Below are 24,004 nucleotides of genomic sequence, written 5' to 3'. Positions count from 1 at the left end.
GAACCTCCTCGGGAAAGACTACGAGAAAATTCCACTTCTGGCGTCAGCTAATTGGCGGGGGGATTACCGCGCCACGACCGCGCTTACGGACGGCCCATTCATAGGCAGATAAAACCAGCAGCGTCAGAAAGCTCGCGAGCCAGCCAATCCTCCTCCCCGGGGGAGAATAGTTGAGATCGATCAAGGCTACCCCTTTCGGCAACACTACTCCGAGCAACCCAAAATCCACCGGTATCGCATTGACCACCCGGCCATTCACGCGAATGGTCCAGCCCTTGTCGAACGGGATTGAGAACACGGCCACGCTGGCGGAATTCGCCAATATCTTGGCGCGAAGCGCATCATCGCTCAAATAGCTTAATTGGCCGTCGCTTCCCTGGCTCGCCGACACCTCGCTCGGCTCAACCTTCCTTATGCCTCTCGCCATGACATCTGGCAGATAGCTATCCTGGACAAACGCGGTCCGGCCTGTCAGCTCCTCACGTACCCGCGGAGGCAACACAAGAACGGAATCCTGCCTTACGACGGAGTCAAACAGTCTCAGGCCGGTCCAGGCTTTATCGCTACGGTATATGCCAATCCCGTCCACGCTCTTCCAGAAACCAAACCCTTCCGGGATGCCTTTTCCGTCTTTCGACAGAACGTACTTAACGGAAAGCAATTGGAGAAGTCCGACCCTGTCAATGTAACTCGATATGTAGTTTGCAGCGGGGAAAGGTCTGGCGACGTCAAAGCCGGCGTTCAAGTCATTCAGTGATTTTCCGGTCAAAAAGTATGTTTTGATGCCGCGGTAGCCTTGAACCATCGCGTCATTCAAAAATACCGAGTCATAGGTTTTTTCGACACGGAAGAAGTCCCCGGACGACTCTTCGGCATTGATGGCGCTCAATGCCTCGCCCGTGGCGTCCCAATAATTTGCCTTGTTGGCAACCTGAACAGCATAACTAACCGCGGGCGTCCGCACATTGAGGTCAGGGCCAGCCGATAGCGCCAGTTCGACGATACAGGCACAGGCAATAAGCAAGCCGATCGGCAAGGCAAACTTTGGAACCCACCTTATTACGAGCAACAGAGCCACATAGATTGCCGAGAAGCACACAACCCTGTGGACAACGTGAGCATCGACAATCCCGGGTTTCAACAACAATGCGGCAAGCGCAGGTGCAGCAACGCACACTCCTCCAAAAAGGATCCAACTCACCTTAAAACCATGCTTCAGGTTGTAGCTCAGTGCCAGAATCGAAGGCACCAAGACCAAAAGTGAGACCAACAGCGTCGAATACCTGTACCCACCATGCTGGAAGGCGTAGACCACATACTTAACACCAGGAATAGCGATATAGACCGCAATAAACACTAACGAAACCCATGCCAACCGCCTGACGCTTTTCGGCACACGCTTGGACAAGGCGGAAGGGAAGAGGATCAGCGGAAGCACTCCGACGTAGAATGTGGGAGCCTCAAACCAGTTGATGATCCCTCGCCACGCCAAGGCCCCTCCAAAAATGTCCTTGTGGAAAAAGGACACCAACTGCACGCCGATCTGACTGACACTCGTCGTCACAAACAGTTCTCGAACAAGGCCACTACTTTCCGCCGACTGCCCCGCCACTCGCGGACTATCGAACAAGTAATAAATACTTGGAAACAGAATCGGGGCAGTGAGAAGCAGTCCCATGCTCAATGGGATCGCGCAGTACCAACCCGACGTCATAGCAGTTGAAAGAAACCGCCTGCCATCCATGGCAACTGCACGCACAAGAAGATATCCGGTCGCCGAGAAGGCGACCAGATAAATGTTGTAGCTACCAGCCACGCCAACGCACACGCCACAGAAGACAAGCCAGCTCCTTGCGCCAGTCGCCAGACATACTTCGATCGAATACAAAAGGATGGCCAAAATGGCGACCATGGTGCCTTGGTCATCCCATTGCCCATTCGTCACCATATAGCCGCTCAGCGCATACGCCCAACCACCCACGCAAGCGGCAATGAAGCCCGTTCCTATCCGGCGGAAATAGAGATACATGAAGCCACCCGAGAGCAGGACTCTCAAGGCGAATTCATACACTCTCAACGAAAGTTGCATATCAGGGGGAAACAACGCGGCGCCGGCGAGTGCTATCACATCGGTAAAGGTGCCCAAATAGGCACCCGCACCAATACTAAAACTCCAGGATATGCTGAGCGCCTGATGCAGCTCTCTGGAAAGCAGCACTTGGTCAGCGAAATACGATACAAAGGTGTCGTTGCCTATATCGTGAAACGCAAAGGCGTGATTCCCCGAGAAATAATCCCTAAGAAGAAATAGGAGAACCGCGCCCAACGCAACGACAAACACCAACCCCCGGACCGACAAGGCTTTGTTCATCACACCTCGAATTGAATTAAGCCTGCTCATAGACGATGAAGTCCCACAAAGGAAACGCGACGGAAGCCCTTGAACCGCGATGTCATCAAACGGGGGTCACCTGACGCGACGCATCCAAAAGTGCTGTGGTAGTAAATATCTACAGAGCACAACTAACCGGACGCTATCGGACGTCACTACCGCGAGAATGAGTCTCATGTTCTAGGCCTCACTGCCTCAACTTTACGAGAATCAAGACAGTGAATAGTAGTCGGCAACGTTGATCTCACCTATTCCCGTATAGTCATCTTCGACGTATAGGAACTGGCGAAGACTGCCAAGCGACCACTCGCCCGTCGCGACCCGCCTGAGGCCTTCTTCCATGGATTGAGGCTTGATGCCGCCATGCAATACATCCACCCCAACGACCTCGAGCACATCCTTGATGTAAGCCAGGATGCCCGAATGACATTGGTCGAGCACGTGGAACTCACGCTGCGAGATACCATCGGCACGGTACACAGGGGAAAGAGCCCCTCCACTCGCCTTCACAAAACCCTGGAATTGACCGGAGGGGGCCGTCAACACACTCTCCAGTAACAGGTTGTACCTCAACATGACGTTGTCGGTATCTCTTTCGTTAAGCGCATTGCCGTAATACCCCTTCGCAAACACCCCCCTGGAGGAGTACTCGTTGGCTTTTTCCGTAGTGGCGAAGTAGTAGCCGTGCAATCGCTCCTTGGTTAGTTCCATCAGGAGCTTCTGAATCGTCTCGTTGAATCCAACATCAACCACCGCGCTTGCACCCTGCAGATGGAGAGACGACCAGTACTCCTGATAGGCGCCTCGTGCACCTCGTGCGTGCGCCTGAATGCGCTCGTAAACCTTGGAAACTGTGACGCAAACCTCCCTCTTTACTGCCGGGAGTTCCACATGCACCTTTTTTAGCGTTTGCGAGAGATCTTGCAGAACCACATCGCCCAACGCTTCGCCAAGCCTGGCCCGAACCAGCGTTTCGAAATCGCCCTTGAATCTTCCGCCAAAGAGCTTTTCCAGATCAGCAGGCCGTTCAATACACGCTATCTGGCAACCAAGCCTGGACGCCAGGAAATACTCCCTGCGTACATTCCCGAGCTCCGGAATGTACTCCGCAAACAGGTCAAATGCCTTTGTCAGCAGATGGCCCTCACGACTCAAGAAGAGGAGGTTGCGTATACCGTCATCGATGACCATTGACGACATCCATGCCAGGAAGGCGAAAACCACGGGGCCGTACACGGTGTATCCGAGGTCAACCGGATCATCCAAGAGACATCCTCCGCACAGCTTCTCTGGCTTTGTATCAGCCAACAAGGCAAACCTGTTGGCAACAAGCCCGATACAAAGATCCTCCAGCCAGCTCAGCGATTCCACCGTCGCGTCCAGGCCGCGAAGGCTAGGAACAAGATCAAGAAGCGCAGACGGCCTCAGTACCGGCACGGGATGCGGCAGTCCGAACTCCTGAGGGAGCTGGATATCCGAATGTTCGTTGTCACCGACATGGAGCCACTTCGCCGGTGTGACACCCTCAACCCGCGCAATCTCCGTCCATGCCGCGCCCCGATCCTTTCGCCAGTGCGTCTCTGACGATACGTACAGGTGTGCAAGGGGCGCGACACCGAGGCCAGAAAGGATCTTCTCGATCGCCCGGCCTGGGAGATACATATCGGATACGCCGATAACGCGCGCGTCGCCGCCGACAGCTCGTCGAAGCGCCGCCACTACGGCTGGCCTCGCCTTGAGCATATCTTCTTCGCTTTGAACTTCTAACGCACACAACTTCGCAGCCAGCTGATCGTCCTTGATAAGTCCGCCAAACTGCTTGTAGATGTCCTCGATCGTAGCGTCGTTTCCACCATTCAGTCGTACAGCCTCAATCTCGGCCTCCCGTCGAACCGAACAGAAATCGCCGAGGCCAAATAGTCGATACACGCGCGCCTCCAGGTGCCGCCGCGCACCATCTGGTGTCAAAAATGGCCTGAGAACCAACGTGTCGAATACATCGAATGAAATCAGGCGAGCGTCCTTCGATTTAGTGTCGAAGGCACTGCCGAAGGGGGCCCAATGCCGGAAATAACCTTCGCTTCCCCGGCCAGGAGACGAGGATGTCCTATATTCGATGCCGTCGAGAATGACTGCATACCGGTAGCCAGAAGCGATCGCCTGTAGGACGAACAGGCGCTCGATCGCATGCTGGAGCGTGCCGTCCTTCTGCCCAGCCTCGTCCGGGAAGTCTTCAAACTTCAAGCCCAGCGAAAAAAGACTGCTCAATGCGGATGTGCGAGCCCAGAACATCGAGCCCGCAGGGTAATCGACATATCCATGGATATTGATGGGAATTGAAAGCCGCTGCGCGAGTGCGGCCCCAATCACTTTATTGCTTAACCATCCATGTCCCCAATAAGGAATGGCGTGAAACGTCTCCGGATAAAGAATTCCCAGCCGACCATCTTGCTCAAGATGGCAGAGGATTGAATGCACGCGCTCCCGACTTCCCAAGAGGGCGTCAAACAGATGTCGCCGCCACTCCTTCTGGTCACTACCCGTAAATAGCGACTTCTTGGTGTGAATGTGGCAAATATAGTCGAGACCCAGGATCTCCTCTCTAAAAGAAACGAGGAAGGGTGCAATGTCCCGCCCCCGATTCTCAACTTTCTTGACCACCACCCGGCTAGCCGACGTCATTCCCTTGACCCGATCCAGAAGGTACTGTTGATCACTCTCGTGTACGACCGAAATCAATAGCGTGTACGGGAACGGTACGTTCCGCAGGTAAGCCTCGATCTCATCCCACAGATCGATATAGAAAACGTGAATCATGATTCCGGTACGTCCCGAAGGCAGCCGATCCAGCGCAATCTCGTGCGAAGCAGCCTGCGGCGCCGGAATGTGCCAGCGAAGCCTCGCAATCATGACCTGGCACGCTGACGCCGGACCAAGCTCACGAACTCGCACAAGGGAATGGCGAAGCAATTTCCAGAATCCACCATGACGACCAACCATCAGCCGCATGGTTGCTCGCACGCGTCCTGCACGCCTTCTAAAGGTGGAAAACGATTGCATGAAATGACTTCCCCCATTCAATCCATTACCCAAACATCATCCGTATCGGAACCAAACCACCAACAGTCCAGAAACAGCTCCAATTCACCCACTTACCAGTTGTCTGACCGTCAACTTGGAATTCCTTCGTTCCACCCCAAGGCGCTCTTGTACTTCCGAGGAGACAAGCAGCGTATCCTTCCTGCGTTCCACGAATAAACCGGCCACATCCCATTCCATGCGGGACTGGGCATTAAGGGTGGCCGAGGTAAGAACGGTATTGCTTCCATCGTCTTTGAAATAATAATCCCCCACAATTCGATTTATCCCCGCAAAGCTCGACGTGTACTTTGCGCAAATGCGAAGAAGAAAATCATAGTCTTCAAACTTCGTAAGCGAGTTTTCAAAAAATAGATCAATAGGATCGATCTTTGAACGATCCAAAACGAAGCTGTGAATGGGGCAAAAATTCATATGAAAGAAGTCGCGCAAACCCTCCCCCGCAAACTCTCGCCGCTTGGACAGCACCAGCGCGGCATCCTCGCAGATCATGGCGTGCTTTACCGCTATACCGCCAAAGGCTATGGCGGAATTCGAGCGATCAAGCTCCGAAATTAAATGCTTATAGGACTCAGGATAGATTGTGTCGTCGTAATCGAGCAAGGCCAGGTATCTTTCGCCGGCCTTGCTCATCCCCATATTGATGAGCGCGGAACGAGCATCCGCTGGCTCAGGGGCAGTGAAGTTCTCGACCTCCAGGGAAATGCCTTCGGCCAGCTCTCGATAGACAGACAGCATTCTCTTGAGCTCATGCAGTTCGGATTCTTTGAAACGCTGCGTTATCACACGGACAGTCAGCGGGCCATAATCCTGCATGGCGAGCGAGAAAATACATCTCCGGAGCTCATCTATCCGGAGTACATCGTGGAATCGCACGATAACGTCAAGGCCGTCGCTCTTGCTCATCTTGTTCACCATCGCGTACTCGCAAAACTAAAGGAATGACTAAAGTCCGCAACGTTCAGTGGCTCATCCATGACTTTCACCGGCCCGACATTCGGCACTTTCAGGCCATATTCCCCAAACTGCCCGAGTATCGTCTGTTCAAAAGCTGCTGATCTCCACTTCCTGGCCAATATGAGGCCAGAAGTCAGGAATCGACGCTGAACCTCCAGATCAAATCCTCGATCCGTTACCGGATGAAAAAATCTCGCCCTTGGGCAAGTTTTTACCTGAAACCCTTCGCGCCTCGCACGCCAGGAGATATCTACGTCTTCGCAGTACATAAAAAACTCATCCGCAAATCCGCCGATGGCCTGATAGATCTCCCTGGTAATCAAGAGACATGCACCGGACGCCCACGGGGTATCGAACCCCCAGAGATCGTAGGTCTTAGGATGCTCTTCCGGGAACTGGATGGCTTCGATCAGGGCCCGCCCCTGCGCGGCAACGCTCATTGCAAGCAATGCAGAGATACAGCCCGGCTCGAATGCACCATCGGGATTTGCCGCAATATAAACGTCTGCACCTTGTTCGAAAGCATGCGCCATTAGTACGTTGTGGGCGGCCCCAAAACCCACATTCCCTTGCGTCGAAAAATGTTCGACCTTGGCGGCCAAGCCTGGCACCACACCACTCGCTTCACCGTTATCTATTATGTAAATCGCACCACCTGACTGATCGTAATCAAGCAACGCTTGATCCGCACTCCTGACGGAGCGCTGCAGCTCTCTGTGATCGTTGTTGTAGGTCACGAAACCAACCACGACTCCCTTGGGTGCCGTCTTGGGCAAGGTTATTCCCAGCGCCTCCCGCTGGCTCCATTGCAGCCTCAGCCGCAGGACTTCCAGCGGATCATGACCATGTGATCGAGCCAGCAGTAAATGATGTTCAAGCGCATCATCACCCGGGGGCAGATCATGATCACTCGCGTAACGCTTTGCATTGAAAAGCAGGCAGGGCTGCAGCCGGATTGTCGAGCCATGCAGAACATAATGGACAAGCGGATTCACACCAGCATCCTCATGCCGCAGATACTCATGCTTGTACCAACTCACGTCGAACAGGCTGTTGGGATTGCGGCCCTCGCGCGCGCCGAACTCAACAAAATGTAGCAGCGGGTTAACGCCGCACTCACGTACGTCAGGGTTCTTCTCGAGATACCAGCGTGCGTCGAACAACGGATGCGGCGATCGGCCCTCCACCCCCCCATGCTCCAGGAAATGAATCAAGGGGTTGATGTTGGCCTCACGGACATCCCCGTTTGTGTTCAAATAAAAATCTATATCAATCAACGGGGTTGGAGACCGCCCCTCAGCCATTCCGAACTGAATGAAGTGATTGAACGGATCCAGCTGAGCTAAGCGCACGTCTTCGTTAGTCGACAGGTACCACTCTTCGACAAAGAGCGCTCGCAGCTGATCATTGCCACCAGCGACCACGGAGCCGGTGTGACTCGAACTGCTGGTGTCATGACCAAATGCGAGGTCAGATTGCGAAATGCCACCAGCCCGCGAGAGCCTCCGGACCCAATGCACCCCGCTCGTCGCAAACCGCCTCAACCAGGCATGGCGGCGCATCACTCGCCGCAAAGGCCCAGTCAAGCCCCAGCTCAGGCTTGCCTTGATCTGGCCAAGCTCCGCAGTCACCAAATGATTACGCTCTGCCAAGCCCTGAAGGCTCTCTTCGGCGAGAAGCAACTTTCGTTGAAGCGTATCGCGCTGCACCACGACACCTCGAAACTCGCTGTCACTGACCGATGCAGCCAGATCCTTGCGCAGCTGCGCCACGACAGCTTCCTTTTCCTGGACGTTCGTTCTTAACTCTTCCACGAAACTCCTTTCACTATCCCGCTCCATTTTCAGTTCCGCCAGATCTTGAACCATCGCACGGCGCTCGGCCTCGATGGCTGCCTTTTCGGCCTGCGCACCATTCAGTTCCGCCACCGTGCGGTCGTACCTGCCCATCAGCGCCTGTAAGGACTCCTTGAGTGCCGCCAGCTCTTGAACCCTCGCACAGCGCTCGGCCTCGATGGCCACCTTTTCGGCCTGCGTACCACTCAGTTCCACCACCGTACGGTCGTACCTGTCCATCAGCGTCTGTAAGGACTCCTTGGCGGCGTACATGGCGAACTCTTGTTGCGCAAGCGTCTCGCTAGCCTGCTGCAGCTTTTCCGCTCGCTCAAATGCCGTAACCCTAGCGGCGTCAAGTTTCTGCACGACGTCAGAGACTACTGATCGTGCGTCCACGGATTCCGGATGAGGTACATACCCGTCCTTTCCCTCCATGGCCTGTAGCAGCGTTTCAAATTGTGAGTTGGGCACAACGTCGGACGCTAGCGGCTCGACGAAGGCGAATCGCGACTCGGCCTCCTTGAGCAGGCCGACGAGGTCGGATATGGATCCGCTCCCGCTGGCAGCCACCCTGTAGGCCTCGTAAACATCCAAAAGCAGGCTCCGCCATGGCACAGGCAACACCGCGGGTTTTTGCCCCGTGATGTTGTGACGCAAGTCGGGATTCAGATGCGCATCGACGGCCTCCGCGCAGGCAGCAGAGGTAACGGGCCATTCTATATGGAACCCCTCGGAAATACGCGCCATGCAGCTACGCCAATCAGTCAACAATTGATCGTACGTAACCAGTGCGCGATCGCTGGCATCCCCCTCCACGATCGATTCACTGAGATGCCTAAGCCAAAGCAGGCTCGCCGACGCTGGGGACATCCCATTTCGTTTGATCAACGACTGAACCACCTCTTCCGGATGACGTACGGTAATGAGGTGCTTGGGTACGTAGTTACATTCAATGACTGCCGCCTGCCAAAGCGGAACCAAGCGACACAGACGCGGATCCTTCACGGCCCAAAGGGGTGAGGGCTCAAACTCCCTCTTGATCAGCTCCTTCAGCTGGCGCCGCATGGGAGCGACCACCTGGCTGGAACACCATCCGTCTGGAAGCAATCGCGGATCATCCCAGGCAAAACCAAGCGCCGCCAACACCTTCTCATTCAGGTCGACAGCGTAGTAGTTCTCCCAAAACCCCGCCTCGTTATCCGCCGCAGCCTCAAGCAACCAAGTACCCAAATTTGCGCCGTGAAGATTCAAGATGCGCGTAAGCGAAGACGTACCGCTACGGTGCATCCCCAATATAAGAATTGCGCTTCCCCTGGATGCCAAAGACGCCATATCTGTCACTCGGTTTCACCCGTTGCAATCAACTTTGGTCCAATCTCGAAGTCGACGAAACCTGTTGCAAGCCTCGACGGCTTCGGCAAGACCCGAAACATCGCCGCGTCAAGTAGACGATCAAGGTAGACCTCATCCTCGCCAAGCCTGCCGAGAATGCCAGCATTGAGGAAATAGGTGCCCGCATCCAGTAAGCACTTGAAAGAAAAGCGCGCGCAGACAACATCACCTTCTTCAACGGATATCTCGGAGCCGTGGTCACCCGCGGTGGTGCCGCCGCCCAACTCAAGCCCAGTTACCGTCTTGATCAGCATGCCGCATCTGATGGATGCCGCCGCCCGGGAAAATCGAACGCGATAGGTGTAAATGTACGTCTTCCCCTGCACCAACACATTGACCCGCGCACCACCTCTCGTCTCGATCCGCGCGTCAACTATCTCTGCGCCTTGGGCGTCGTAACGAACAGTGCTCTTTGGGAACATTTCTGGATCGAACGATTCTAGCCCCTGTTCATCAGCTGGTGCCGACCGCCCCCCATCATTACCCTCTTCGCCAAGCCCGGGCATGGCGATACTATCGCTACCAATGCCAATGCACTCGGCCTGGATCTCTCGGCGCAACTCCGCTTGACGATATGGCGGCGCGTAGATCAGCTTGTGGTATCTCGATATCACCAGTTTGGGTGCCCCAATCGCCAGAAGCTCCCCCTGATCGAGCAAAATGGCGCGATCACAAAGCTGCATTACGACACCGGCCGAATGCGAAACAAACAGAACGGTTACGCCTGAGTCCCGCAACTGCTGAATTCGTGCAAAGCACTTTCGCTGAAACGCCTCATCCCCTACCGACAGCGCTTCATCGACGACCAAAATATCGGGTGTCACGTTAATCGCGACTGCAAATGCAAGCCTCACGAACATACCACTGGAATAACTTTTGACCGGCTGATCGATGAACCCTCCAATCTCGGAGAACTCCACGATCCGCTCAAAACGCTCCGCCACCTCGGCGCGCGTAAGGCCAAGGACGGTGCCATTCAAGTAGACATTTTCACGTCCGGTGAACTCTGGATTAAATCCGGCACCCAACTCCAAAAGTGCCGCGATACGCCCTCGAACGGCAATGCTCCCGAAGGTCTCACCAAGCGTCCCGCAGATGATCTGCAAAAGGGTGGACTTGCCGGACCCATTCCGCCCCACTATCCCAAGCGTCTCACCGCGTGCGACCTCAAAGCTTATGCTCTTGAGTGCCTCGAACTTCCTATACCAAATATGCTTGCGAGAAGGGGACGAAAACATCTGCAGCAGTCGGTGAACCGGCCTTTCATAAACGGGGAAGGCCTTACTCAAGTTTGTCGCGACAATTACGTTGTCAGATGACATCGCCAAAGCCCTTGCGCGTGACTCGAAAGAATGCATAGCCGGCATACATCACCACAACACCAAACATCAGATAGAGACCAAGCCCCCGCCAATCCGGCATTCTCCCCCAGAGCGCGACCTCTCTAGCCTGATCTATGATGAAAGTAAGCGGATTGAGCTTGATCATGAAACGAAAATTCTCCGGCAGCGCACTCACTGGAAACATGGCCGATGACAGGAACAGCATGGCCGTCGCCAAAACTCCGGTGACCTGGTTGATATCGCGTAGATAAACGCCCGCCGCCGCAAGAAACCACGACAAGCCCAGCGTGAACACTATCAGCGGCAACAAGACCACAGGCAAAAGGGCGACTTGCCATGTAAAGGTGTGATCAATTGCCGCGCGAAGCGCGATAAAGACCACTACATTCATCATTGCGTGAAACAACGCTGACACCACCATAGGCCAAGGCATCAGCTCAAGTGGGAATATGATCCTTTTGACGAAGTTGGGGTTTGACGTTATCAGTAATGGCGCCCGCGTCAAGCATTCCGCGAAAAACCCATGCACAATGAGGCCGACAAAAAGGATCAGCGAATAATGAGAGCTGCCATCCTGAACCTGTGGCCACTTGACCTTCATGACGGAACCGAAGGCCAGCGTATAAACCAACAACATCAGAAATGGACTGATGAGAGACCAGAACAATCCGAAGCTTGCCCCACGGTATCTCCCCAGAATTTCACGCTTGGACAGTTCGGTTACCAGAGACCGGTGTTTTCCGAATGGAGAAAACGGATCAAACACAATATTTGTTGACACCGCTTTTAGTTCTGACATCCAGCTTCTTCTCCGAATAAAACGCATCCATAGATCCAACTCTTAATACGCGAGGACCGATGAAAGCTCCTGCTGCAGGTCTCGCACATCTTCAACACCAATCGAGAGCCGCACCAGCCCGTCGCTGATGCCCAGCCGCTTGCGGTTGGCTGGCGGCACCGAGGCGTGGGTCATGATGGCGGGGTGCTCGATCAGGCTCTCGACGCCGCCGAGCGACTCGGCCAGGGCGAACAGCTCGCAGCGTTCCAGCATGCGGCGCGCCTTCTTCAGGCCGCCCTTCACCTCGATGGTCACGATGCCGCCGAAACCGTGCATCTGGCGCTTGGCCAGGGCGTGTTGCGGGTGACTCTTGAGACCCGGGTAGATCACTCGATCGATGGCCGGGTGCTTCTGCAACCAGGTTGCCAGTTCCAAGGCGCTGGCGCAGTGCTGGCGCATGCGCAGATGTAGCGTCTTCAGGCCGCGCATGGCGAGGAATGCGTCGAACGGGCCGGCCACCGCGCCCACCGAGTTCTGCAGGAAGCCCATCCGCTCAGTCAGGTCCTTGTTGTTGGCAACCACGATGCCGCCGACCATGTCGGAGTGGCCGTTGATGTACTTGGTGGCCGAGTGCAGCACCAGGTCGGCGCCGAACTCCAGCGGTCGCTGAACCATCGGCGAGCAGAAGGTGTTGTCGACCACCAGGATCAGGCCGTGCTTCTTCGCGAACGCGGCAACCTTGGCCAGGTCGACCAGCTTCAGCATCGGGTTGGTCGGCGTCTCGGCCCAGATCATCCGCGTGTTCGGCTTCAGCGCTGCTTTCAATGCTGCCGTGTCGTTCAGGTCGACGAAGCTGAAATCCAGTCCGGCCGAGCGGCGTCGTACCCGCTCGAACAGTCGGTAAGTGCCGCCGTAGAGATCGTCCATAGCGATCACGTGGCTGCCTGAATCGAGCAGGTCCAGCACGGTCGATGCCGCCGCCAGACCGGAGGCGAACGCGAAGCCGGCCACACCGCCTTCCAGATCCGCCACGCAGCGCTCATAGGCCATCCGCGTAGGATTCTGCGTGCGCGAATACTCGTAGCCCTTGTGCTTGCCCGGGCTCTCCTGCACGTAGGTCGAGGTAGCGTAGATCGGCGTCATGATGGCGCCAGTGCTGGGGTCGGGATGCTGGCCGGCGTGGATCGCGCGGGTACCCATTCCCTGTTCGCTGCGTTGCTTGCCGTTTTTCATCGCCTTGTTGCTCCCAGCCCACTGGACGGGCCATCTTGGATGAGGATCGAACCGCTGATTCTAGCCGCTAAGGGGTAACCGCCGGGCATTCGGATGAAGACGACGTTCATATCAAAGTGGGCAAACTGCTGACTTGTTGTCACTTCTTTACACCATGGTGCTCCGCAAACCTGACCGGCGCTTGGTCATTGCGGCCAGAACCGGCATCATTTGCTGCTGACTGCGCGTTCAAATCGCCAGCAGGCCCCACTGAGTCGAACCCAGGACACACTGATGAATGGATTATCCGCAAGGAGCAAGACACTGTTGGTGACCGGCGGAGCCGGCTTCATCGGCGCGAATTTCGTGCTGCAGGCAATGGCCGACGGCTTGCACGTGGTCAACCTGGACAAGCTCACCTATGCCGGCAACCTCGACACGCTGGCCTCGCTGCAAGGTGATGTGCGTCACGTTTTCGTGCAGGGTGACATCGGCGACCGCGCATTGGTGGCGACGCTGCTGGCTGAGCACAAGCCCGATGCCATCGTGAACTTCGCGGCCGAGTCGCATGTGGACCGTTCGATCGACGGGCCGGCCGAGTTCGTGCAGACCAACGTGGTCGGTACGTTGGGCCTGCTGGAATGCGCCCGCGATTACTGGCGCAGTCTGGAGGGCACAACCCGCGAGGCATTCCGCTTCCTGCATGTGTCCACCGACGAGGTCTATGGCTCGCTCGGCGCCGAGGGCAAGTTCACCGAGACCACGCCGTACGCGCCGAACTCGCCGTACTCCGCGTCGAAGGCTGCGTCCGACCATCTGGTGCGAGCGTTCCACCACACCTACGGCCTGCCCACGCTCACCACCAACTGCTCGAACAACTACGGGCCGTACCAGTTCCCGGAGAAGCTCATTCCGCTGGTGACCGCCAAGGCGCTGGCCGGCGAGTCACTCCCTGTTTACGGCGACGGCCTGAACATCCGCGACTGGCTGTTCGTGGGCGACCACTGCAGTGCCATCCGTCGTGTACTTGAGGCCGGTCGCGTGGGCGAGACTTACAACGTGGGCGGCAATGCCGAACGCACCAACATCACCGTGGTGAAGACGATCTGCGCGTTGCTCGACGAGCGCCGCCCCCTGGCCGACGGTCGCAAGCGCGAATCGCTGATCACTTACGTGAAGGACCGCCCCGGCCACGACCGCCGCTACGCGATCGACTCCAGCAAGCTGCAGCGCGAACTGGGGTGGAAGCCCTCGCAAACCTTCGAAAGCGGTATCGCCGCCACGGTGGACTGGTACCTCGCCCACCAGCCATGGGTGCAGCGCGTGCTGGACGGCAGCTACCGCATGGAGAGACTGGGCGCATGAGCATGACCAACGCACGCAAGGGCATCATCCTCGCCGGCGGTTCCGGCACCCGGCTGCACCCGATCACCCGCGCGATCAGCAAGCAGCTGCTGCCGGTGTACGACAAGCCGATGATCTACTACCCGCTGGCCACGCTGATGCTGGCCGGCATTCGCGAAGTGCTGTTGATCAACACCCCGCATGAGCAGGACATGTTCCGGCGCCTGCTCGGCGACGGCTCGCAGTGGGGCATCGCCATCCACTATGCGGTGCAGCCCTCGCCCGACGGACTGGCGCAGGCATTCACCATCGGTCGCGACTTCGTCGACGGCAAGCCGAGCTGTCTGGTGCTGGGCGACAACATCTTCTACGGCCACGGCTTCACCGAGCGGCTCAAGCGCGCCGCCGCGCGCGAGCATGGCGCCACCGTGTTCGGCTACTGGGTGAAGGACCCGGAGCGCTACGGCGTGGCCGAGTTCGACGGCGCCGGCAAGGTGATCGGGCTGGAGGAAAAGCCGGCCCAGCCGAAATCGCATTACGCGGTCACCGGCCTGTACTTCTACGATGGCCGGGTATGTGACTACGCCGCCTCGCTGAAACCCTCGCCGCGCGGCGAGCTGGAGATCACCGACCTCAACCGCTGTTACCTCGACGGCGGTTCGCTGCATCTGGAGCAGCTCGGCCGCGGCTTCGCCTGGCTGGATACCGGCACCCACGAGTCGCTGATGGAGGCGGGCAACTACATCGAGACGATCGAGAACCGGCAGGGGCTCAAGGTGTGCTGCCCGGAAGAAATCGCCTACCTCAACGGCTGGATCGACGCCGAGCAGTTGCTGGCGCTGGCCGCGCCGCTGGCCAAGACCGGCTATGGCCAGTACCTGCAGCAGCTGACCCGGCAAGGCTTGGCACGATGAAGGTCATCGAGACGGCACTGCCCGGTGCGCTAATCATCGAACCACAGGTGTTCGGCGATTCCCGCGGGTTTTTTTACGAAAGCTACAACAAGGCCAAATGGGTCGAGGCCGGCATCGATGCCGACTTCGTGCAATCCAACGTCTCGCGCTCCGCGCGCGGCGTGCTGCGCGGCCTGCATTACCAGTGGCCAAACCCGCAGGGCAAGCTGGTCAGCGTTCTGGAAGGCGAAGTCTACGACGTGGCGGTGGACATCCGCCGCGGCTCGCCCACGTTCGGGCAGTCGGTGGGCGTGATGCTGACGGCCGGCAACCACCGTCACTTCTGGATACCGGAGGGCTTCGCGCACGGTTTCTGCGTGGTTTCCGAATTCGCCACCTTCACCTACCAGTGCACCGCGTTGTATGACGCCAAGGCCGACGCCGGCATCCGCTGGAACGATGCCGCGCTCGCCATCGACTGGCCCGTCAGCGCACCACTGCTGTCGGACAAGGACAGCAAGACGCCGCTGCTCTCGGACGTGCCGCCCGAGCGCTTGCCGGTCTACACGCCATGAGGATCCTGCTGCTCGGCGCCAACGGCCAGCTCGGCCGTACGTTCCTCGACCAGGGCGGTCTGGCCACCCGCGGTTCGCTATTCGTCGCCAGCCGTGACGGTGCCCTGGCGGGCGGCGGTCGCGGCGAGATCGCCGACCTGTCTGCCCCCGAATCGCTGCCTGCCCTGCTCGATCGCGTGCGGCCGGACCTGATCGTCAATGCCGCCGCGTACACGGCGGTCGATCGCGCCGAGCAGGAAGAGGCGCTGGCCACCCGTGTCAACGGCGAGGCGGTCGGCGTGCTGGGCCATTGGGCAGTAGCTCACGGTGCGCTGGTGATCCATTACTCCACCGACTACGTGTTTGACGGCAAGCAATCGCAGCCCTACGCGGTCGACGCGCCGACCGGTCCACTTGGCGCCTACGGTCGCAGCAAGCTCGCAGGCGAGCAGGCGCTGCGCGACAGCGGTGCCGATCACCTGATATTGCGCACCGCGTGGGTCTATGCCGCACACGGCCACAACTTCCTGCGCACCATGCAGCGCCTGGGCGCCGAGCGCGACGAGCTGCGTGTGGTGGCCGACCAGCACGGCGCGCCCACCGACACCGGCCTGATCGTGCAAGGCACGCTCGCCGCACTCGATCGCTGGCTGCAGTCGAAGGGTGTGCAGCGCCCTGCACTGGTCGGCACACACCATCTGGTCGCCAGCGGCGCGACGACCTGGCACGGCTTCGCCAGCGCGATCTTCGACGAGGCGCAGGCGCGCGGCCTGCTGCCGCACCCACCGCGCGTGATGGCGATCGCCACCACCGATTACCCGACTCCAGCGGTGCGCCCGGCGTGGTCATTGCTGGACAACTGCGACTTCCAGCAGCGATTCGATTTCCCTCTGCCCGATTGGCGCGAGGGATTGGGCAAAGTCATCGGCCTTCTCCACTCGCCGTAGGGACGACCTTACGCCGATCGCCCTTGATGGCTAACGTACAAGGAGCACGCTCGCGGGCGATGCGTTTGAGGTCGGTAGTTGCTAGGGCAAAGGCATCGCCCGCGAGCGGGCTCCTACGACATCGCGCGCTTGTTTGGTGTCGCCGGCGATGGGCTTTCGAATGACACGAATGACGGGTTTGGTTCACAATCGCGCGCATTCCTCCCCCGCTTGCGCGCGAAACGCCATGTTGATCCCCCTCATCCTCAGCGGCGGCAGCGGCAGCCGGTTGTGGCCGGTGTCGCGCAAGAACCTGCCCAAGCAGTTCCTGGCGCTGGCCGGCGAGGGCACGCTGTTCCAGCAGACCGTTGCGCGCACCCGGCAGCTGCCGGATGTCGCCGCGCCGATCGTGGTGGCCAGCGAGGATCATCGCTTCCTCGCCGCCGACCAGCTGCTGGAAGCGGGCGTGGCGGACGCCACCATTGTGCTGGAGCCGCTGGCCCGCAACACCGCGCCGGCGATCGCGCTGGGCGCGCTCAGCGCCCTGCAGCGCGACGCGGAGGCCATCCTGCTGGTGCTGCCGGCCGACCACCTGATCGGCGACACCGCCGCCTTCGTCGAGGGCGTGACGAAGGCGCTGCCGCTGGCCGCGCAGGGCTGGCTGGTCACCTTCGGCATTCGCCCGGATCGCCCCGAGACCGGCTTCGGCTACATCCGTCGCGCCGAGGCGATCGGCAGCCATGGCTACCGCGTGGAGCGGTTCATCGAGAAGCCCGACCTCGCCACAGCCGCGTCGTACCTGGCCGATGGCGGCTACGACTGGAACTCCGGCATGTTCCTGTTCAAGGCCGCACGCTACCTGGAAGAACTCGAGGCGCACGCGCCGGCGATGCTGGCCGCAGTGCGCGAGGCGCACGCGAAAGCCACGACCGACCTCGACTTCGTGCGCATCGACCGCGACGCGTTCGCGCAGGCGCCGGACAAGTCGATCGACTACGCAGTGATGGAGAAGACCACGCGCGCGGCGGTGATCCCGGTGAGCTGCGCGTGGAGCGACATTGGCTCGTGGTCGGCACTGTGGCTGACCGGCAACAAGGACACCGCCGGCAACCTGCGCGAAGGCGACACCTTGGCGGTGGACACGCGCAACTCGCTGCTGCGCTCGCACGAGCGCCACCTGCTTGCCACCGTCGGCATCGACGACCTGATCGTGGTGACCACGCCGGACGCCACCCTGGTGGCGCACCGCGATGCCGCGCAGGACGTGAAGAAGATCGTCGAGCAGCTGAAGGCCGCCGGCCGCAGCGAGCACTCGCTGCACCGCGTGGTGTACCGGCCGTGGGGTAGCTACGACTCGCTGGAGGAGGGCTCGCGCTTCCAGGTCAAGCGCATCGTGGTCAAGCCCGGCGCGGCGCTGAGCCTGCAGAAGCACCACCACCGCGCCGAGCACTGGATCGTGGTCTCCGGCACTGCCGAGGTCACCTGCGACGACAAGGTGTTCCTGCTCAGCGAGAACCAGAGCACCTATATCCCGCTGGGCAGCAGGCACCGCCTGCGCAACCCCGGCAAGGTGGCGCTGGAACTGATCGAGGTGCAATCCGGCAGCTACCTGGGCGAAGACGACATCGTGCGCTACGACGACGTCTACGGGCGTGCCTGATCGGCGACCCGTGTCGCCGGATGGCCGGGCGACGTCAGCCGATCGTGCAGGCCGCCGCGTGGATGCGCGGCCCAGTTGACCGGCATCAACACGGCGACAGGGCGCGCGTCGCAGAGTCGCCGGCAGCATGAACGACACCGGCACAGCTTCCCCTGCGGCGCGGAATCCGGCGGCCATCCCGCTGGCCGGCCTGTTCCACGCCCTGGCCAGCAGTGCGGAGGGATTGTCCGGGCCCGAGGCGGCGAGCCGGCTGCTGCGCGATGGCCCGAACGAGGCCCGCCAGGCCGGCCGCCATGGCGTGATCGCCACCCTGCTCAGCCTGTTCGCCAACCCGCTGGTGGTCATCCTGCTGCTGGCGGCGGGCGTCTCCGGCTTCCTCGGCGACTGGGCCGGCGCCGCCATCATCGTCGCCATCGTGCTGCTGAGCGTGACGCTCAACTTCGCGCTCAGCTACCGCTCGCAGCAGGCCGCCAACCGCCTGCGCGAGGAGATCGCGCCGATGGCAACGGTGCTCCGCGACGGCCGCTGGCAGGAACGGCCGCGCCGCGAACTGGTGGTGGGCGACGTGATCCGGCTGTGCGCCGGCAACCGGGTGCCCGCCGATGCGCGCCTGATCGACGCGCGCGACCTGCACGTGCAGCAGGCTGCGCTGACCGGCGAATCGGCACCGGCGGCCAAGGAGTCCGTGGCCGGCGCGGACGGCGCGAACGGCGCGGATGCGCGGCAGCTGGTCTTCCTTGGCACCTCGGTGGTGGCTGGCACGGCGACCGCGCTGGTCTTCGCCACCGGGCGCAACACGGCCTTCGGCGACGTTGCCGAGACGCTGTCCGAGCGGCCGCCGCAGACCGAGTTCGAGCGCGGCCTGGCGGATTTTTCCAGGCTGATCATGCGCACCGTGGTGTTCCTGCTGCTCGGCGTGCTGCTGGCGGGCGTCGTGCTGCACCGTCCGCCCCTGGAGACGCTGCTGTTCGCGCTGGCGCTGGCGGTCGGACTGACGCCCGAGTTCATGCCGATGATCACCACCGTCACGCTGGCCCGCGGCGCGGTGCGCATGGCGCGCCGGCGGGTGATCGTCAAGCACCTTGCCGCCATCGAGGATTTCGGCAGCATGACGGTGCTGCTGAGCGACAAGACCGGCACCCTGACCAGCAGCGAGACCGCGGTCGCCGCCACGGTCGACCCGTTCGGTGAAGCCTCCACGCGCACGCTGCTGCTGGCCCAGCTCAACGCCGCGTTCGAGACCGGCATCCGCAGCCCGCTCGATGCGGCCATCCTGCGCCACGCCACGCTGACCACCGACGAGTACCGCAAGCTCGACGAGATCCCGTTCGACTTCGAGCGGCGCCGGTTGTGCGTGGTGCTGCAGCACGGCGACGAACGGCTGCTGGTGGTCAAGGGTGCGCCGGAATCCGTGCTCGCCGCCTGCACGCAGTACGAGGTGGGCGGCATGCCGCGGCCGCTCGACGACGACGCCACGGCCCGCTGCACGCGCTGCTACGAGGCGTTCGGCGAACAGGGGCTGCGCGTGCTGGCGGTGGCCTATCGCAACATGCCGGTGCAGGACCGCTACACGGTAGTCGATGAAACCGCGCTGGTACTGGCCGGCTTCGTCACCTTCGCCGACCCGGTGATCCCCGGCGTGGCCGATTGCCTGCGCGCGCTGGCGCGTGACGGCATCGCGGTGAAGATCCTCACCGGCGACAACGAAAAGGTGGCGCGGCATGTGTGCGAAGAGGTCGGCATCGACGCCAGCCAGCTGGTGACCGGCACGCAACTCGACGGGCTGGGCGAGGCCGCGCTGGGCGCCCTGGCCGAGCGCACCAACGTGTTCGCGCGGGTTTCGCCCGCGCAGAAGCACCGCATCGTGCTGGCGCTCAAGGGGCGCAACAGCGTGGTCGGCTTTCTCGGCGACGGCATCAACGACGCGCCGTCGCTGCATGCCGCCGACGTGGGCATTTCGGTGGCCGACGCCGTGGATGTCGCCCGCGACGCCGCCGACATCGTGCTGCGCGAGCGCGATCTGGGCATCCTGCACGCCGGCGTCATCGAGGGTCGCCGGGCGTTCGCCAACGTCATGAAGTACCTGTTGATGGGCACCAGTTCCAACTTCGGCAACATGTTCAGCATGGCCGCCGGCACGCTGTTCCTGCCGTTCCTGCCCATGCTGCCGACCCAGATCCTGCTGAACAACTTCCTCTACGACCTGGCGCAGACCGCCATCCCGACCGACAACGTGGACGAGGCGCAACTGCGCCGGCCGCGGCGGTGGAGCGTGGCCGTGATCCGGCGCTTCATGCTCGGCGTCGGGCCGATCAGCTCGCTGTACGACTTCGCCACGTTCTACGTGCTGCTGCACTGGCTGCACGCTTCGGAGGCGGCGTTCCACACCGGCTGGTTCATCGAGTCGCTCGCCACCCAGACCCTGGTGCTGTTCGTCATCCGCACCGCCGGCCATCCGCTGCGCAGCCGGCCCAGCCCGGCGCTGGCGGTCGGCGTGCTGGCGGCGCTGGCCATCGGCATGGTGCTGCCCTGGACACCGCTCGCGCCCAGGCTGGGCATGACGCCGTTGCCAGCGGCGTTCTTCGTGTTCCTGCTGGCGGCGACGGCCACCTACCTGCTGCTGGTCGAGCTGGCCAAGCGGCGATTCATGGATGCTGACGAATGGAACCCAGCGGCATGAGCCGGCGGGCGTCAGCTACGTCACGAGCGAGCGGAAGCATGCGGCCCTGCCTGGCGGAGGAATTCCCGCGGCAGTCGCGCATGGATCTCGTCGGCCGACAGCCCGGCGAGGTCGAGCTTGAGCTCGCCGACGATGCTGGCACGCAGGGACTTGCTGAAGTGGGTGTGCAACACGCCGAGCAGATGTGGCGCCGCGACCAGCACCAGGTGCTCGAAGCGCCCGGCGCGGCGGTCACGCTCCAGCGTCTCACCGATGCTGCGCGCAAACGCATCGAGGCTCTTTTCGGACAGGGTGGTATGCGGCTCGATGGCGTGGCGCGACGGCCCGGCGCTCTCATTTGTGCGTGGCAGGCGCTCGGTCGGCGCGTCACGGCCCAGCGCCCGGCCATCGGGATTGGTCAGGCAGGCAACCTCGGTCCACGTCGCGGGCTTTGCGTTTGCCTCGAAGCAGCGCGCCCTCACGCTGTCGGCGACGACTACCATCACGTTGGACATATCGAACCTCCCGCGGAAGCGCGCAAGACGACCATGCCGGCATCAATGCCGCATCACCACCGGAATGCCGGCATGGTTCAGGATATGGCGGGTGGCGCCGCCGAAGACCCATTCGCTGAAACGGGTGCGGCCGTAGGCCCCCATCACCAGCAGGCCGGCGCCGATCTCCGTCGCTGCGGCGAGCAGGGCCGCACCGGCTTGCTCGTCGCTGGCGAGCAGCGGGCGTTGCTCGGCATGGATGCCGTGCCGCCGTAGATACATATCGAGATCGAACGCGGGCTTCCAGTCTATTTCGGTGAGCACTTTTCGCTGCGTTCCGCTCAGCACCACCACGCGGCCGGCGCGCGCCAGCAGCGGCCGCGCCGCGTGGATCGCCCGGATCGCCTCCGGCGAGCCGTTCCACGCCACGGCAATGCATTCCGGTGCGGGCGCCAGCGCTCCTTCCGGCGGAACGACGAGGCACGGGATCTCCACCGAGAGCGCGATGCGACCAGGTTCCACGGCACTCTCTTCCGGCGCCGGCGTGCGTTCCAGCACCAGCAGGTCATGCCAATTGCCGATGTGCCCGAGCACGCTGGGCAGGTCGCCGGCGGCTACCTGCCAAGCCGCCTTCGTCACGCCGTGCTCGCCAGCCCAGCGGACGAACGCGGGGCCGGCGGCCGAAGCGCCCTCCATCAAATCGCGGATACCCTCCAGAACGTAGCTCGCAAGCTCCGGCGTCTCATACCCCTGCATCAGGGCCATCGGCGACGGACTGACGTAGAGACCCGTCAGCGAGGCATCCAGCGCAGCGGCCAGGCGCGCCGCGTACGCCGGGCCTCGCGACCAGGTCGCGTAGCTGCTGGTGTAGGCCAGGATGTCCCGCATGTCGCTGCCCTCCTCCACGGAAGACAATCTAGCGATGCCGCAGACCGCAGGCTTGACCTCGATCAACTACGGCATGCAAAGGCCTTGCGCAGGCGGCATGGCCATTTGCCGCGCTACTCCACGGTGACGGATTTCGCCAGGTTGCGCGGCTGGTCGACGTCGGTGCCGCGCAGCACGGCGACGTGGTAGGCGAGCAGCTGCAGCGGCACGGTGAACACGGCCGGGGCGATGAAGTTGCCGCCGGAGGCCACGCGCAGCATGGTACCGGTGCCGGCCATGTCGTCCATGCCGGCGGCGCCATCGGCGAACACGATCAGGCGGCCGCCGCGGGCGCGCACTTCCTGCAGGTTGGATTTGAGCTTGTCCAGCAGCGGGCCGTTCGGCGCCACCGCAATCACCGGCATGTGCTCGTCGACCAGCGCCAGCGGGCCGTGCTTGAGTTCGCCGGCGGCATAGGCCTCGGCGTGGATGTAGGAGATTTCCTTGAGCTTCAGCGCGCCTTCCAGCGCCACCGGGTACTGCACGCCGCGGCCGAGGAACAGTGCATGCTGGCGGTGGATGAACTCGCCGGCCAGGGCGATGATCGCCGGCTCCATCTGCAGCGTTTCCTCGATCGCCCGCGGCAGGTGCTGCAGCTCGGCGCACAGCGCGGCGTAGCGCGCCTCGTCCAGGCCGTGGCGGCGGCCCAGTTCCAGCGTCAGCAGGGCGAGCGCGGCAAGCTGGGTGGTGAAGGCCTTGGTCGAAGCCACGCCGATCTCGGGGCCGGCGCGGGTCATCAGCTTGAGGTCGGCCTCGCGCACCGCCGAGGACTCGGGCACGTTGCAGATCGCCAGCGTGCCGAGGTAGCCGCGGCGGCGCGCTTCGCGCATCGCCGCCAGGGTGTCGGCGGTTTCGCCGGACTGCGAGATCGCCACGAACAGCGTGCCTTCGGGCACCACCGTCTCGCGGTAGCGGTATTCGCTGGCCACTTCCACGCTGACCGGCAGCCGCGCGTACTCCTCGATCCAGTACTTGGCCACCAGGCCGGCGTGGTAGCTGGTGCCGCAGGCGACGATGTGCAGGCCGCGGGTGGCCGCCAGCAGCGCGTCGCTGTCGATGCCGAAGATGTTCGGCAGCACGCCGTGCGGGCCCAGGCGCGCTTCCAGCGTGTCGGCCACCGCGCGCGGCTGCTCGAAGATCTCCTTCTGCATGTAGTGGCGGTACTCGCCGCGCTCCACCGCGTCGCTGGACAGCTCGCTCTCGTGCACCGCGCGCTCCACCGGCGCGCCGTCCAGGCCGTACACCTGCATGCTGTCGCGGGTGATCTCGACCACGTCGCCATCGTCGAGATAGACCATGCGGTGGGTCACCTGCACCAGCGCCTGCGCGTCGGAGCCGAGGAAGTTCTCGCCGATGCCCAAACCGACCAGCAGCGGCGCGCCGCGCCGCGCGCCGACCACGTGGCCGGGCTCGTCGCGGCTGAGCACGGCGATGGCGTAGGCGCCTTCCAGCTCGCGCACGGTGGCCAGCACCGCCTCGCGCAGGTGCAGGCCCTGGTCGAGGTGGCGGTCGATCAATGCGGCCATCACCTCGGTGTCG

Annotated in this window: 16 protein-coding genes; 6 read left to right on the top strand and 10 right to left on the bottom strand. The window is 61.3% G+C overall.

The window, feature by feature from the left end; genetic code table 11:
* Positions 1–43: 43 nt before the first annotated feature.
* From UUA_RS11745 to UUA_RS11715, 7 genes are all read right to left on the bottom strand, one after another.
* Complete coding sequence (locus UUA_RS11745; protein WP_008437091.1) at positions 44–2,371, bottom strand: YfhO family protein; 2,328 nt, start codon at positions 2,369–2,371, stop codon at positions 44–46.
* A gap of 231 nt (positions 2,372–2,602) precedes the next feature.
* Entirely contained in the window at positions 2,603–5,452 is a 2,850-nt protein-coding gene (locus UUA_RS11740) for a rhamnan synthesis F family protein (protein WP_081491548.1), read from the bottom strand.
* 84 nt (positions 5,453–5,536) lie between these two features.
* The gene (locus tag UUA_RS11735) at positions 5,537–6,397 is read right to left on the bottom strand and encodes a glycosyltransferase family A protein (protein ID WP_008437089.1); all 861 of its coding nucleotides are present in this window, start codon (positions 6,395–6,397) and stop codon (positions 5,537–5,539) included.
* Between the two features lie 5 nt (positions 6,398–6,402).
* Complete coding sequence (locus UUA_RS11730; protein WP_155943268.1) at positions 6,403–9,615, bottom strand: hypothetical protein; 3,213 nt, start codon at positions 9,613–9,615, stop codon at positions 6,403–6,405.
* Between the two features lie 5 nt (positions 9,616–9,620).
* Positions 9,621–10,997: an ABC transporter ATP-binding protein gene (locus tag UUA_RS11725; RefSeq protein ID WP_039953879.1), complete on the bottom strand. Its 1,377-nt coding sequence runs from the start codon at positions 10,995–10,997 to the stop codon at positions 9,621–9,623.
* Positions 10,987–11,817 (bottom strand): ABC transporter permease, encoded by an 831-nt coding sequence (locus tag UUA_RS11720; RefSeq protein WP_039953877.1) that lies wholly within the window; start codon positions 11,815–11,817, stop codon positions 10,987–10,989. Before UUA_RS11720 ends, UUA_RS11725 begins: the two co-directional genes overlap by 11 nt.
* Positions 11,818–11,859: 42 nt before the next feature.
* Positions 11,860–13,029: a trans-sulfuration enzyme family protein gene (locus UUA_RS11715; protein WP_008437083.1), complete on the bottom strand. Its 1,170-nt coding sequence runs from the start codon at positions 13,027–13,029 to the stop codon at positions 11,860–11,862.
* A gap of 273 nt (positions 13,030–13,302) precedes the next feature.
* On the opposite strand from UUA_RS11715, the gene rfbB reads away from it, so the two are divergent.
* The 6 genes from rfbB (at position 13,303) to mgtA (ending at position 21,065) form a co-directional block, all read left to right on the top strand.
* A complete protein-coding gene (gene rfbB / locus UUA_RS11710) occupies positions 13,303–14,373 on the top strand; it encodes a dTDP-glucose 4,6-dehydratase (RefSeq protein WP_039953875.1) in 1,071 nt (356 codons plus the stop codon).
* Between the two features lie 2 nt (positions 14,374–14,375).
* Positions 14,376–15,266 (top strand): glucose-1-phosphate thymidylyltransferase RfbA, encoded by an 891-nt coding sequence (gene rfbA, locus UUA_RS11705; RefSeq protein ID WP_008437081.1) that lies wholly within the window; start codon positions 14,376–14,378, stop codon positions 15,264–15,266.
* A complete protein-coding gene (rfbC, locus tag UUA_RS11700; RefSeq protein WP_008437080.1) occupies positions 15,263–15,820 on the top strand; it encodes a dTDP-4-dehydrorhamnose 3,5-epimerase in 558 nt (185 codons plus the stop codon). The genes rfbA and rfbC overlap by 4 nt, the downstream gene beginning before the upstream one ends.
* On the top strand, positions 15,817–16,746 hold the full coding sequence (gene rfbD / locus UUA_RS11695; protein ID WP_008437079.1) for a dTDP-4-dehydrorhamnose reductase: 930 nt from the start codon (positions 15,817–15,819) through the stop codon (positions 16,744–16,746). The genes rfbC and rfbD overlap by 4 nt, the downstream gene beginning before the upstream one ends.
* Positions 16,747–16,972: 226 nt before the next feature.
* A complete protein-coding gene (locus UUA_RS11690; RefSeq protein ID WP_008437078.1) occupies positions 16,973–18,385 on the top strand; it encodes a mannose-1-phosphate guanylyltransferase/mannose-6-phosphate isomerase in 1,413 nt (470 codons plus the stop codon).
* Positions 18,386–18,512: 127 nt separating this feature from the next.
* Positions 18,513–21,065: a magnesium-translocating P-type ATPase gene (gene mgtA, locus UUA_RS11685; protein ID WP_008437077.1), complete on the top strand. Its 2,553-nt coding sequence runs from the start codon at positions 18,513–18,515 to the stop codon at positions 21,063–21,065.
* Positions 21,066–21,085: 20 nt separating this feature from the next.
* Here the strand turns inward: mgtA and UUA_RS11680 are convergent, their stop codons facing one another.
* The 3 genes from UUA_RS11680 to glmS form a co-directional block, all read right to left on the bottom strand.
* Complete coding sequence (locus tag UUA_RS11680) at positions 21,086–21,559, bottom strand: host attachment protein (RefSeq protein WP_008437076.1); 474 nt, start codon at positions 21,557–21,559, stop codon at positions 21,086–21,088.
* A gap of 42 nt (positions 21,560–21,601) precedes the next feature.
* Entirely contained in the window at positions 21,602–22,492 is an 891-nt protein-coding gene (locus UUA_RS11675; protein WP_238533018.1) for a universal stress protein, read from the bottom strand.
* Positions 22,493–22,539: 47 nt separating this feature from the next.
* A partial coding sequence (gene glmS, locus UUA_RS11670) for a glutamine--fructose-6-phosphate transaminase (isomerizing) (RefSeq protein ID WP_008437068.1) occupies positions 22,540–24,004 on the bottom strand: 1,465 nt, incomplete at its 5' end.

The organism is Rhodanobacter thiooxydans LCS2, from assembly GCF_000264375.1.
GTDB lineage: Bacteria > Pseudomonadota > Gammaproteobacteria > Xanthomonadales > Rhodanobacteraceae > Rhodanobacter > Rhodanobacter thiooxydans.
Note: the sequence above shows the minus strand (reverse complement) of the source record. Positions and strands in the feature narration are given on the sequence as shown.